At 69.4% G+C, this 12,505-nt stretch carries 10 protein-coding genes and 2 pseudogenes; 9 read left to right on the top strand and 3 right to left on the bottom strand.

Translation table 11 applies throughout. The features are described 5' to 3' along the window. Positions 1 to 360 precede the first annotated feature (360 nt). Together OO68_RS41235 and OO68_RS48400 are read left to right on the top strand one after the other, a co-directional pair. Positions 361 to 1,473 carry a tyrosine-type recombinase/integrase gene (locus OO68_RS41235; RefSeq protein ID WP_167345954.1) on the top strand — a complete coding sequence of 371 codons (1,113 nt, stop codon included), beginning with the start codon at positions 361 to 363 and terminating at the stop codon, positions 1,471 to 1,473. A gap of 420 nt (positions 1,474 to 1,893) precedes the next feature. After that, a pseudogene (locus tag OO68_RS48400) lies at positions 1,894 to 2,129 on the top strand (ATP-binding cassette domain-containing protein); the annotation flags it as partial. Between the two features lie 56 nt (positions 2,130 to 2,185). Here OO68_RS48400 and OO68_RS41245 read toward each other — a convergent pair. Beyond that, positions 2,186 to 2,374 (bottom strand): annotated as a pseudogene (locus tag OO68_RS41245) (response regulator transcription factor); the annotation flags it as partial. A 254-nt stretch (positions 2,375 to 2,628) separates the two neighbouring features. Here OO68_RS41245 and OO68_RS41250 point away from each other — a divergent pair. From OO68_RS41250 to OO68_RS41265, 4 genes are all read left to right on the top strand, one after another. Then, positions 2,629 to 4,023 carry a DEAD/DEAH box helicase gene (locus OO68_RS41250; protein ID WP_033314641.1) on the top strand — a complete coding sequence of 465 codons (1,395 nt, stop codon included), beginning with the start codon at positions 2,629 to 2,631 and terminating at the stop codon, positions 4,021 to 4,023. Positions 4,024 to 4,398: 375 nt separating this feature from the next. After that, positions 4,399 to 4,629: a hypothetical protein gene (locus OO68_RS48185; RefSeq protein WP_033314642.1), complete on the top strand. Its 231-nt coding sequence runs from the start codon at positions 4,399 to 4,401 to the stop codon at positions 4,627 to 4,629. A 171-nt stretch (positions 4,630 to 4,800) separates the two neighbouring features. Beyond that, positions 4,801 to 6,240, top strand: coding sequence for an NAD-dependent succinate-semialdehyde dehydrogenase (locus OO68_RS41260; RefSeq protein ID WP_033314643.1), 1,440 nt, complete (start codon positions 4,801 to 4,803; stop codon positions 6,238 to 6,240). Positions 6,241 to 6,396: 156 nt separating this feature from the next. Next, positions 6,397 to 6,750: a cupin domain-containing protein gene (locus tag OO68_RS41265; RefSeq protein WP_033314644.1), complete on the top strand. Its 354-nt coding sequence runs from the start codon at positions 6,397 to 6,399 to the stop codon at positions 6,748 to 6,750. Positions 6,751 to 6,764: 14 nt separating this feature from the next. Here OO68_RS41265 and OO68_RS41270 read toward each other — a convergent pair whose 3' ends face one another. Continuing rightward, positions 6,765 to 7,508, bottom strand: a complete 744-nt coding sequence (locus OO68_RS41270) for an IclR family transcriptional regulator (protein WP_033314648.1) — start codon at positions 7,506 to 7,508, stop codon at positions 6,765 to 6,767. Between the two features lie 360 nt (positions 7,509 to 7,868). Beyond that, positions 7,869 to 8,615, bottom strand: a complete 747-nt coding sequence (locus OO68_RS41275) for an IclR family transcriptional regulator (protein WP_033314645.1) — start codon at positions 8,613 to 8,615, stop codon at positions 7,869 to 7,871. A gap of 282 nt (positions 8,616 to 8,897) precedes the next feature. Here OO68_RS41275 and solA point away from each other — a divergent pair, with 282 nt between their 5' ends. The 3 genes from solA to OO68_RS48190 all read left to right on the top strand — a co-directional run. Beyond that, positions 8,898 to 10,037, top strand: a complete 1,140-nt coding sequence (gene solA / locus OO68_RS41280; RefSeq protein WP_033314646.1) for an N-methyl-L-tryptophan oxidase — start codon at positions 8,898 to 8,900, stop codon at positions 10,035 to 10,037. Positions 10,038 to 10,039: 2 nt separating this feature from the next. Continuing rightward, the gene (locus tag OO68_RS41285; protein WP_245237458.1) at positions 10,040 to 11,101 is read left to right on the top strand and encodes a succinylglutamate desuccinylase/aspartoacylase family protein; all 1,062 of its coding nucleotides are present in this window, start codon (positions 10,040 to 10,042) and stop codon (positions 11,099 to 11,101) included. A 405-nt stretch (positions 11,102 to 11,506) separates the two neighbouring features. Continuing rightward, a partial coding sequence (locus OO68_RS48190; protein WP_245237459.1) for an extracellular solute-binding protein occupies positions 11,507 to 12,505 on the top strand: 999 nt, incomplete at its 3' end.

The raw sequence follows: 12,505 nt of genomic DNA on the forward strand, positions 1-12,505 counted from the left end.
TCTCGGCCAGCAACGAGCCGAGACTTCCGCGACAGCCGTGATCTCATGTCTGAGCAGCAAAAGTCGCACCTGAGGTTCGGAAAGAGAACGACCTCTAAGGCGTTACGTGGAGGCATTGTGGTCAAGCTGTCCGGGTAGCGTTAAGAGGCCTCTACGTGTGCCAAGTAAGGAATGGTTGCGCGGTTGGCCAGTGTGTTCCAGAAGTGCAAGGCTGATAAGAGAAACCGGAACTATCCCTGTCAAGGTCCGCGGTGTGGTCATGGGCGGACTGTGCGCTATCGGGAGCCCGGAGGGCGTCGGGGCCGGCAGCGGGAGGTGTCGTTCTCCCGGAAGGGGCACGCGCGGAGCTTTGCCGTCACCGTGGAACAGGAGAAGCTCGTCAGTGCCCGTGCCGGCGTGTTCGGGTCGTCACGGTCCTTGGTTGATGTGTATCGCGAGTACATCGGCAGTGGGCCGTATGCGGAATCCACGCGGTATCAGTACGAGGCGAGCCTGCGCCTGCACATTGAACCGTATTTCCGGCACCGCACCATCGGGTCTCTGAAGCCCAAGGACCTTCGGGGCTGGCTGGCGTGGATGGTTGAGGAGTGCAGCTACGCGCGCAGCACGGTGGTCAATCGGTATGGAATCTTGCGTGGGGTACTCGGCTACGCCGTCGCCAACGGCTACCTGGTCAGGGATCCGTCCCGGGGTTGGAGCACCAGCCGCCATTACAGCAGGCGGGGCAGGCGAAAGATGGTGCGGCTGCCGACGCTGCCCGAAGTTGCGGCCATCGCAGAGCATCTTCCGGCCCCCTACCAGTTGTTGGTGTGGTTGATGGCTGGGTGCGGGCTGCGGATTGGGGAGGCGAGCGCAGTCTGCCTGCAGCAGATCGACTTCGTGTCCGGCATGCTGCTCGTGGACCGGCAGATCACGCAGGACGCTGCCGCGCCGACGGTCGGGCGGCGAGGACGTCTGGGTGCCGCTGGCCAGGGCCGGGCACATCGTATCCGGCACCTCAAGTGGCGCGCGCCGGGTGAAGGACGCCTCGTGCCGCTGCCTGGCACGGTTGTGGCCAAGATCCGCGAGCACATTCGGAGGCACGGAACCTTCCGTGTCGCAGCTGGCCCGAACCGCATGCCCGGGGACTACCTGTTCGCCAACATCGGGCGAACGAACATCCTGATGTACGCCCTGGTGCATCGGCTCTGGAACGCGGCCAGGAAGGCCGCGGGTGTCTCTCGGAAGATCACGCCGCTTTGGCTGCGGCACTTCTTCGCTTCGGCCGGCCTTGCCAGAGGTGTACCCGTGACGGACATGGCGGTATGGCTCGGTCACACTGATCCGCGCACGACCTACCAGACTTATGCGCACGTCCTGCCTGACGCTCCTGAGCGCTTGAGGTCGGTCATGGACGACGTACTCAGCCTCAAGACCCAGCTCATCCTGCCGCTGCAGTTTGAAGCACGGCACGAGACCGCGTCTCCTTGCTGAGGGCGGGACACACGACACGTGGCGAGGCCTCGCTGGTCGCGGTCGTGGGCAGCTCGATCGAGTGAACCTTGGCCGCGGAAAGGTAGAACGGCAGTGCGTTGGGCACGTCCAAGGGGGGAGTGACTGCATCGGCGACCGCTGCTTTATGAATACGGTCTGTGACCGCGGGCGAGGTTGGCTCGAGCGCGTCGCAGGTGTGTCCTGGATCGTCTGGTGGGTCTGTACCAGCACGGGGAGATCCCGGTGCTGGTTCGGTGCTGACTCGAACGCCAGAGATCAGGCAAAGCCGCAGGTCCTAGCCCCGATCGAATGAGTTGTCGTACCACTCGATGGTGGTGCCGATGAGGCTGGCGGCGACGATGCGCTTGAGGCTGGCGGGGGGTGGGGGAGCGGTCGCGGGGGAGGACATCGGCACAGCAGGCCCGGCAGTGGTTCGGGCCGCTGGGCCTGCAAGGTCTGGAGAGTCGACGTCCCGGGCAGCTGTCCGGGGGACAGGCGCAGCGGGTGACCATCCCCGGGCCCTGGTCGGCCGCCCGAAGGTGATCTTCGCGGACGAGCCGACCGGCGCGCTGGACCAGGCCACCGGCATGGAAGTGATCCACCTGCTGACGGACGTCTGCCGTAGCCATGGCGCCGCCCTGGTCCTGGTCACGAACCGAGGGGGCTGACAGCGTGGAGGCAAGTGGCACAGCCCGGTCGGAGGAGGCTCGCCTCATCCTTGTCGTTCTCCGGCCCGGACCAGCCCGGTCTCGTAGGCGATGACGACGAGCTGGGCGCGGTCGCGGACGCCGAGTCTGGCCATGGCCCGGTCGGTGTGGGTCTTGACGGTGACCGTGGCGACGAAGAGACGTTCGGCGATCTCGTCGTTGGACAGGCCCGCTCCCACCAGGGTCAGCACCTCGTCCCGGTCTTGGTGACGGGGCCGCGCCGGGCGTCGATGCCGGGAGTGTCCCCGGGCACCACTTGGCTCCGCACTGGCAGGTCCTGTCGTACCTCGGCAGAGCGTTGCGGCACGGGAGACCCGGACGGTGTGCCCTGTGCTAGCGTTGCGCTTTTGCTGTGTCGCTGTGGTGGTGCTCCGTTGGGTGCCTCTGGTCGGCGGCCGCGTCTCAGCCGCGCCTTCGTCGGTACGGTCCCTTCGGAGGAAGGCTCTCTGTGAGCGAGTCAACACGTGCCGATGCCCGGCAGCAGGGCGATGTGTCCAGGGCGGTGTCCTTCGCTCAGCTGGGGTTGCCGGCCGAGGCTCTGCGGGCGCTCGATGAGCAGGGTATGACTGTGCCCTCCCCCATCCAGGCGGCGGCGCTGCCGAATGCGCTCGCGGGACGGGACGTCCTGGGCCGGGGCCGCACAGGATCGGGCAAGACGCTTGCCTTCGGCCTGGGGATGCTCGCCCGGACGGCCGGGCAGCGTGCGCAGCCGAAAGAGCCGCTGGCGCTCGTTCTGGTGCCAACAAGGGAGCTGGCGCAGCAGGTCGGTGAGGCGCTCACCCCGTACGTCGAGGCGCTGCGGCTGCGGCTCGCGACTGTGGTGGGCGGTGCGTCCATCGGGCGGCAGGCCGCCGTGCTGCGGGAGGGCGCCGAGATCGTCGTCGCCACGCCTGGTCGGCTGCACGACCTCATCGAGCGCAAGGGCTGCCGACTGGGACGGGTACGCATCGCGGTCCTGGACGAGGCCGACCAGATGTGTGACATGGGGTTCCTGCCGCAGGTCACCGGGATCCTGGACCAAGTGCGTCCCGACGGCCAGCGGATGCTGTTCTCCGCCACCCTCGACGGCGACGTCGACCAGCTGGTGCAGCGCTACCTGCGCGACCCCGCCGTCCACTCGGTGGACCCTTCGTCCAGCGCCGTCTCCGCGATCGAGCACCACGTCTTCGTCGTGCACGGCCCTGACCGGTACGCCGTGACCACGGAGATCGCCGCTCGGGACGGCCGCGTCCTGCTGTTCCTGGACACCAAGCACGGCGTCGACCAGCTCACGCGGCATCTGCGGGCCAGCGGCGTGGCCGCCGCCGCCCTGCACAGCGGGAAGTCCCAGCCGCAGCGCACCCGGACCCTGGCCCAGTTCAAGAGCGGGCAGATCACCGCGCTGGTAGCGACGAACGTCGCCGCACGCGGCCTGCACGTCGACGACCTCGACCTCGTGGTCAACGTCGATCCGGCCAACGACCCGAAGGACTATCTGCACCGCTCGGGCCGCACGGCCCGGGCCGGCCGCTCCGGCACCGTCGTGACACTCGTCCTGTCGGGACAGCGCCGCGAGACGAGCCAGGTCATGGCGGACGCCGACGTCGCCCCCAAGGTCACCAAGGTGAGGTCCGGCGAGGCGGAGCTGAGCCGGATCACCGGCGCCAAGGCCCCCTCCGGAAAGCCTCTCGACGGCGGGCCGGCCGTACCGCGCCGCAACAACCACAACGTCCCGTTCGGTGGCCTGGGCAGCACCAAGGCCGCGAAGAGCGGTTCCGGTGGCAGGTCGTCCTCGCGCAAGAGCAGCGAGGCCCGCAAGCTCGCGGAGGCCCGCAAGGCGGCCCGAGTGCGACGCGGCGGCTGAGACGGGCTTCCCGGGCTGCCGGGCGATGTCTTCGGCTACGCTGCTGGACCGATACGCGGGACCGGAGGTCGGCCGGGGTGCACCGGATGGCGTCACGTACGGGTGGCCGTGCGCAGGGGGAGGCGTGCAGGCGATGATCCCCGCCGCGTCGACGGGCACCAGTTCCTGCACGCGATCCGCCGCCACACCCGCTGACCACCGGCCCGAGTGACGACCGGGGGCTCGCCGGTCTGCGCGTGGTGAGGCTGACACAACGTCCGGATGTCGCCTCCCGGCCGGACAGGTCACTCGTTGCCCCGTTTCGCGAGGGCCCCGATGCTCGGGTACCGGAGCTGAGTCAAGCCACCAGACCTCGTCGTACGGCCGGGAGACACCATGACCGCACTGTCGCCGCACCTGGACAACGGCGACGACCGGCCCATCGTCGTGCCGCGGACCCACCGCCACGAGTACGCCACGTTCAAGGGACACCACCCGCGCGACCTGCTCGGCCGCCTCGGCGTGACGACGGTCGACGAGGCCGAGGGCCGCTGCGGACTCACCGGCGACTTGGCTTCGAGGGACAGCACCACGACACCTCGATGGCCGTCGCGGACTTCGCGCTGAAGCTGCGTCTCGACGACGTGGACCCGCATACACCGGCGGCCGTCGTGGCCGACGGCTTCAGCTGTGCCGACCAGATCGACACCTAGCCGGAAACCGGGGCATCCGTGCCCTGCACCTCGCCGAACTCCTCGACCTCGCCGCCGACCGACCCGGACAAGCAGGAGAGACATCATGACCGACACACCCACGCAGTTGTTCATCGGTGGTGCCTGGGTGGACGCCGCGGACGGTGCCACCATGGCGGTCGACGATCCCGCGACCGGCGAGATCCTCTGCCAGGTCGCCGACGCCGGGCCCAAGGACGCGAAGCTCGCCGAGGAGGCCGCCGTCCAGGCGCAGCAGGACTGGGCGCGTACCGCGCCCCGGGTGCGCAGCGAGATCCTGCGCCGCGCCTACGAGATCATCGTCGAGCGCACCGACGAGCTCGCCCGTCTGATGACGTCCGAGATGGGCAAGCCGCTCGCCGAGGCCAGGGGAGAGGTGGCCTACGCGGCGGAGTTCTTCCGCTGGTTCTCCGAGGAGGCCGTCCGTATCGACGGTGGCTGCGCCACCTTGCCCGACGGCCGCAACCGCATGCTGCTCTCCCGCCGCCCGGTCGGCCCCTGCCTGCTGATCACGCCGTGGAACTTCCCGCTGGCGATGGGCACCCGCAAGATCGGTCCGGCCCTAGCCGCCGGCTGCACGATGGTGCTCAAGCCGGCTCCGCAAACCCCTCTCTCCAGCCTTGCCCTCGCCGCAATCCTCAAGGAGGCCGGGCTGCCGGACGGCGTGCTGAACGTCGTCACCACCTCCCGCGCGGGGGAGGTGTGTGAACCGCTCCTGCGCGGCGGGCGGATTCGCAAGCTGTCCTTCACCGGCTCCACGGCCGTCGGACAGCTGCTGCTCGCCCAGAGCGCTCAGGCGGTCGTGCGGACCTCGATGGAACTGGGCGGCAACGCGCCGTTCGTCGTCTTCGAGGACGCCGACCTGGACAAGGCCGTGGACGGTGCGATGGTCGCCAAGATGCGCAACATGGGCGAGGCGTGCACGGCCGCCAACCGCTTCTTCGTGCACCGCTCGGTGGCCGAGGAGTTCGGGCGCCGGCTGGCCGGGCGAATGGGCGCGCTGGTCGTCGGTCCGGGCGCCCGGGACGGCGTCGACGTCGGCCCCCTGATCGACAGGAGGGGACGCGCCAAGGTGGAGGAACTCGTCGCCGACGCGGTGGAGCGCGGGGCGCAGGTGCTCGTAGGGGGCCGTACGCCCGAGGGGCCCGGCAACTTCTACCCGCCGACCGTGCTGGCCGACGTCGATCCCGGCAGCCGTCTGATGGACACGGAGATCTTCGGCCCGGTCGCCGCGATCCTCACCTTCGACGACGAGGACGAGGTGATCCGCCGAGCCAACGACACTCCCTGGGGCCTGGTCGGCTACGTCTTCACCGAGGGCCTCGACCGTGCCCTTCGGGTGAGCGAGCGGCTGGAGGTGGGCATGGTGGGGCTGAACACGGGCCTCGTGTCCAACCCGGCCGCACCCTTCGGCGGCGTCAAGCAGTCGGGGCTGGGCCGCGAGGGCGGCCGGGTGGGGATCGACGAGTTCCTGGAGTACCAGTACCTCGCGGTGCCCGTGCGTTGACGGCGGTCATGCCCTGACGGCGCCGTAGCACGCACCGTCACGGGCCTCACCCTTGTCCGGTTTCCACGCCGCCGGGCACGGGGGACGGCCGCCAACCGGCGGCCCCGGCAAGCCGCGACTCCAGCGGCCCTTTCTCGAGCACAGGACAGGAAAGACATGTCACTCCTGAAGACCATCGACACCAACCCCTCCTTCGCGCCGCACAAGTCCGGCCCACTCCCGGAACGTCTGGTGTCCGGCGACCCCGCGTTCAAGACCTGGGTCCAGGACGTCGCCCGTGAGGAATTGATCCATACGGGAGTCTGGGAAGCGACGCCCGGCGAGACGCGCTCGATCAAGGGCGAGACCTTCGAGTTCTGCCACATCCTCTCCGGCACCGTCGAACTCACGCCGGAAGGCGGCGAGCCGGTGGTCTACAAGGCGGGTGACAGTTTTGTCATGAAGCCGGGCTTCGTCGGTGTCTGGAAGACCATCGAAACCGTGCGCAAGATCTACGTGATCGTGAAGTGACACCGGGCCCGTCGTCAGGCCAGGTGCCGGGCGGTGATTTCCGCAGCAGTCTCAGAGACCAGCCGGCCCAGGTCGGGCAGCCGGTCGGGCTCGAAGCGGGAGTCGGGCAGGGAGGCGGACAGGGCGGCCAGAGGGGTGCCCTCGCTGTCGAGCACGGGTGCCGCGATCGCGCAGACACCCTGTAGGTACTGGTTGTGGTTGACGGCGTAGCCACGCTCTCTCACACGGCTGAGTTCCGCGCGCAGTTGCCCGGGGTCGGTGATGGTCTCCTCGCCGTACCCCTCCAGCGTCCCCGCTGTGACCTCGTCTATCTCGGACCTTTCCAGATGGGCGAGGACGGCGTTCCCGGCGGCGGTGGCGTGCAGGGGTGAGGTGTCACCGATGGCGTGGAAGGTGCGTACGGCGTGGTCGCAGTCCACGCGGTCGACGACGACCATGCTGTGCAGGGCGTCCGGTACCGACAGGTGGATGGTCTCGTTCAGCGCGTCGCGGAGCCGGATCATGGGTTCACGGGCGGCGGCGAACAGGCTGGAGCCCTGGAGGGCGGCGGGGCGGACGGCCAGGACGCGGGCGCCGACCTCCCAGCGGGTGGTGTCCTTGCGGTTCGCCCGCAGCCAGCCTGCCTCGTTGAGGGTGACCAGGGTGCGCTGCACGGTGGACTTCGGCAGCCCGAAAATCTTGGTCAACTCCCCGACGGTCACGGGTTGATGTCGGGCGACTGCCTCCAGAACCCGGAGCGACCTGGTGACGCTCTTCATTTCCATTCGATGGCCCCTCAGACCTGTGGTCCCTGGTTCTCATTGCTCTTGACTCCGGCACGGAGTCACGGTCATGATCTGTGCCGGATTCCAGCATAGCGTGCCACGATGTGGAACGCGATCGAGTTCGGCCGTTCAATGGACCGGACTTGAGGTGCACCGGGGTCCCGATTCCCCGCGGCGATGGACAGCGGTAGGGCTTTGACCAGGCCTGCCGTGCCGCGCGGTGCGGCCGCCCTGTGTCCGGCTTCCCCCCGCCGGGCGCAGGGCGGTGGCTGCCCTGACTCAAGGCTGAGGGCCGGCTCGCACGCCGAAGCGTGTGAGCCGGCCCCGGTCGACGGCGTGCGGGCCGTCTGCCGCTCAGGCGCCCAGGCGGCGCTGAGAGATCTCCGCGGCGGTGTCGGCGACGAGGCGGCCCCACTTGTGCGTCCGCTCACCGTCGAACCGCGCCTCGGGCATCGAGACGGCCACGGCTGCCAGGGGCGTGCCGTCCTCGTCGAGCACGGCGGCGGCGACGGCGCAGACACCCGGCCGGTACTGGTTGCGGTTGACCGCGTAGCCGTCGGCGCGGATCCGGTCCAGCTCGGCACGCAGCTCGTCGGGTTCGATGGGGGTCGTGTCGCTGAACCGCTCCAGCCCCGCCGCGACGAGGTCGTCCACGTCTCGCCCCGGAAGGTGCGCGAGGACGGCGCGCCCGACGGCCGTGGCGTGCAGGGGTGAGGTGTCTCCGATCGTATGGAAGGTCCGTACCGCGTGGTCGCAGTCGACGCGGTCCACCACGACCATGCAGTGCAGGGCGTCCGGCACCGACAGGTGGATGGTCTCGTTCACCGCGTCCCGAAGGCGAACCATGGGTTCACGGGCGGCGGCGAACAGGCTGGAGCCCTGGAGGGCGGCGGGGCGTACGGCCAGGACGCGGGCGCCGATCTCCCAGCGGGTGGTGTCCCTGCGGTTGGCGCGCAGCCAACCGGCCTCCGCCAGCGTGACCAACGTGCGCTGCACGGTGGATTTCGGCAGCCCGAAGAGCTTCGTCAACTCCCCCACGGTCACGGGCTGATGCTGGGCGACCGCCTCCAGGATCCGAAGCGACCTGGTGACGCTCTTCATTTCCATCCGGTTTCCCCCTGTTAATCCTCGAAAATTCTGCTGGACACCCTCTTGACGCCTCCCTGAAGCCGCTGTCATTCTCTGTGCCAGATTCTAGCACAGCATTCCACATAGTGGCACGGCCTCGGGGAGATCCCCCGGAAGTGAGCCGGACTGCGAGACGCGGCGGTTGCGAGCCGCAGGTCCACGAGGGGACCTGGCTCCCGCCCCAAACCATCTCGAATCGAACAGCCTCACGTCGATGGCTCAGCATGCGCCTCGGCGATACGAAAGGAAAGTCCTGTGTCAGCTGCCAGGAAGCGCGTCGCGGTGGTCGGCGTCGGAACGATGGGCAGCCAGGCCGCCTGGCGGCTGGCGGCCCGCGGCGCCGACGTCGTCGGATACGACCGCTACGCACCCGGCCACGACCGCAGTGCCGCCGGCGGCGAGTCCCGGATCTTCCGCAGCGCGCACTTCGAGGACTCCCGTTACGTTCCGCTCCTCAAGCACGCCGACGCCCTCTGGGAGCAGCTCCAGCAGGAGACCGGCCGTGAGCTGCGCCGCCTGACCGGATGCCTGCTCATGGGGCCCACCGAGCACCAGCAGATGGCCACCGTCCTTGAGTCCATCGCCGAGCACGACCTCGACCACGAGGTGCTGGACGTTGAGGCGCTCGCCAAGCGCTTCCCGCAGTACCGCATCGAGGACGGCGACGCGGCCGTACTCGACCGCCGCGCCGGGTTCATCCGCCCGGAGCTGACGATCCAGACCGCCGCCCGCCGCGCCGAGCAACTGGGCGCCGTGATCCACCGCTACAGCACGGTCCGGGAGATCGTCCCTGTCGCCGGCGGCGTGGAGATCCGCACCGCTTCCGGCAGCGAGCGCTTCGACACCGCCGTCGTCACGCCCGGCCCCTGGGTCAACGACCTGCTGCCCGACCTGCCCTGGGAGGTGGAAGTCCGCCGCCTCGTCAGCGCCTGGTACGTGCCCACCGCCCCCGACGCCTGGTTCGGCGAGGAGCGCCCGGCGTTCATCCGCACGGCACCCACCCACTGCTACGGCCTGCCCTCCCCGGACGGCATCTCGGTCAAGCTCGGACTGTCCCGTGCGCTGCACCGGCTCGCCGGCGACCCCAACCAGCTGGACCGCACCGTGCGGCCCGACGAGCTGGAGATCTTCTCCGAGCTGATCGGGCGGTACCTGCCCGACCTGCACCCGGACCCCACCCGCCTCTCCGTCTACATGGAGGGCTACACCGAGAGCAGCCGCCCCCTGGTCGGCCCGCTGCCCGGCGCCGAGAACGTCATCCTCCTCGCCGGATTCTCCGGTCACGGCTTCAAACTCTCGCCCGCCTTCGGCGACATCGCCGCGGACCTCGCGCTGGACGGCGCATCGCCCCAGCCCATCGACTTCCTCTCCACCGTCGGCCGTACGGAGGCATGACCATGCAGAACACCCCCCTTTCCGTCGGCTCTCTGGCGGCCCGGCCCGGCACCAAGGCCCGCGGCACCCTCCAGGCCGATCTCGGCACCCTCACCGCGGACATCCCGGTGATCCTGGTCAACGGAGTCCGCACGGGTCCCCGCGTCGTCATCACCGCCGGTGTGCACGGCGGCGAGTTCCCGCCCATCGAAGCCGCCGCGCGCCTGGCAGACCTGCTGGAGCCCGGCGAGGTGAGCGGGCAGGTGATCATCTGTCCGGTCGCCAACCCGCCCGCGGTGTACCAGGGCCGGCTCAACATCTCCCCGGTCGACGGCGTCAACCTCAACCGCGTCTTCCCCGGCGACCCAGCCGGCGGCCCCACCGAGCGGCTGGCCGCCTGGCTCTTCACCCACCTCCTCGACGCCGCCGACGTCTACATCGACCTGCACTGCGGCGGCATCGACCAGGTCCTGCGGGACTTCGTCGGCTACCGCATCACCGGTGACCCCGACCTGGACAAGGCGACGGCCGAACTGGCAGGCTCCTTCGGCATCCAGGACGTCATCCTCGGGCTGACGCCCGAGGGCGGCAACAGCCACGCGGCCGCCGCCCGCCGGGGCATCTCGGCGGTCCTCGTCGAGGTGGGCCAGCTCGGCCAGCGGGACGAGGCCACCGCCCTCCGCCGTGTCGACGGCCTGCTGAAGGCACTTCGCCATCTCGGCGTTCTCGACCACGACGGCTCCGCTCCGGAACCGGTCCGCGAGTGGGTCTGGTCCGGCGGCGCCACCGCCGAGGCCACCGGCCTGTGGTACCCGGAGTTCTCCTTCGACGCCGACGTCATCGGCGAAGTCGCCGAGGGCGACCTCCTCGGCCGCGTCGTCGACCCGACCGACGGCACCGAGCACACCGTCCGCGCCCCGGCCGACGGCCGGATCTTCTACGGCATGCACGGCCTCACCGTCGCCCCCGGCAAGGAACTGGCCGCCCTGGCCGTCCCGTGGGACCCCGACACGGCCGCGTCGGCCGACACCCTCCGGCCCCCCGGTCTGGGCGCCGGATCAGACGAGGCGGATCCCCGCCCCTAGACCCCCCTCCCAGCCACCCCCCTTTCCCCGTTCCCAGCCGTCCCCCTTCTCACGGCCAGCACCACCCAGGAGGCACACGATGAAAGATGCCCGAATAGACCGCAGACTGTTCCTGCGAGGAATAGGCGGGGTCACTGCGGGTGTCGCCGCCGCGACCGCCCTCTCCGGATGCGGTACCGGTACCAGCCGGGCCAGCGCCGGCAGCGGCGGCAAGGGCGGCAAGACGGTGGTCGTCCGTGACAGCGGCGGTTCCTACGGTGCGGCGCTGCAGAAGGCAATCTACACGCCGTTCACGCAGGAGACCGGCATCCAGGTGAAGGTGTTGAACCTGGACGATGCCCCGCTGCTGGCGCAGATCAAGCAGGGCCGGCCGCAGAGCCGGAGTCGTGGGCGGACTTCTGGGACATCAAGGCGTTCCAGGGCGGCCGTTCCATGTGCAACCCGGACGGTGACCTGCCGGAGCTGGAGTTCGCGCTGCTGGCCGACGGCGTCCCGATGGACAAGCTGTACCCCCTCGATGTGGACCGTGCCTTCAAGGTGCTGACGCGACTGCGGGGTGACATCAAGAAGTTCTGGGACAGCGGCCCGCTGCCCGGCGTGCTGCTCAGCCGCCAGGAAGTGACGATGTCGACCGTCTGGGACGGCCGTATCGCCGATCTGCAGAAGCAGGGCGTCCCGGTCACCAGGCAACTCAACGGTATGCGCCGGCAGTTCCAGGGCTATGCCATCGCCAAGGGCGCCGCCAATGCGGACAACGCCTACCAGCTGATGGACTTCTCGCTGCGCGCGGAGAGCCAGGCCGCCCTGGCGAAGGCGTTCCCGTCGAACCCGTCGTCCCCGGTGGCTTACAAGCAGCTCACGGAGGAGGAGCGCAACGCGCTGGCGGGTGCGCCGAAGTACTACGACAAGGGTTTCGACGCGGATGTCGACTGGTGGCTGAAGAACGAGTCGGCCGTCACCAAGCGCCTCGGCTTCGTCTTCCAGCAGTACCTGCTCTTCCCGCACATGACCGTGCAGGAGAATGTCGCCTTCCCGCTCACCCTGCGCGGGGTGGGCAAGGACGAGATCCGCCGGCGGGTGGGGGAGACGCTGGAGATCGCGGGCCTGTCCCGCTTCGGCGGGCGTAAGCCGCGTGAGCTGTCCGGTGGTCAGCAGCAGCGGGTCGCCCTGTGCCGGGCGCTGGTCTACCGTCCGCCGGTCATTCTGATGGACGAGCCGCTGGGCGCGCTGGACAAGAAGCTGCGTGACCAGCTCCAGGTGGAGATCAAGACCATTCAGCAGGAACTCGGCCTGACGGTCATCTATGTGACGCATGATCAGGAAGAGGCGCTGGTGATGTCGGACCGTATCGCGGTGATGCGCAACGGTCTGATCGAGCAGTTCGACACCCCCCGTGAGCTGTTC

Source organism: Streptomyces iakyrus (genome assembly GCF_000717055.1).
In the GTDB taxonomy this organism is placed as follows: domain Bacteria; phylum Actinomycetota; class Actinomycetes; order Streptomycetales; family Streptomycetaceae; genus Streptomyces; species Streptomyces iakyrus.

Bases quoted from the DNA above. Each gene is read 5' to 3' on its own strand.
- OO68_RS41265 (WP_033314644.1), top strand. From the start codon at position 6,397: ATGTCACTCCTGAAGACCATCGACACCAACCCCTCCTTCGCGCCGCAC.
- OO68_RS48185 (WP_033314642.1), top strand. From the start codon at position 4,399: ATGACCGCACTGTCGCCGCACCTGGACAACGGCGACGACCGGCCCATC.
- OO68_RS41270 (WP_033314648.1), bottom strand. From the start codon at position 7,508: ATGAAGAGCGTCACCAGGTCGCTCCGGGTTCTGGAGGCAGTCGCCCGA.
- OO68_RS41285 (WP_245237458.1), top strand. From the start codon at position 10,040: ATGCAGAACACCCCCCTTTCCGTCGGCTCTCTGGCGGCCCGGCCCGGC.
- OO68_RS41260 (WP_033314643.1), top strand. From the start codon at position 4,801: ATGACCGACACACCCACGCAGTTGTTCATCGGTGGTGCCTGGGTGGAC.
- OO68_RS41275 (WP_033314645.1), bottom strand. From the start codon at position 8,615: ATGAAGAGCGTCACCAGGTCGCTTCGGATCCTGGAGGCGGTCGCCCAG.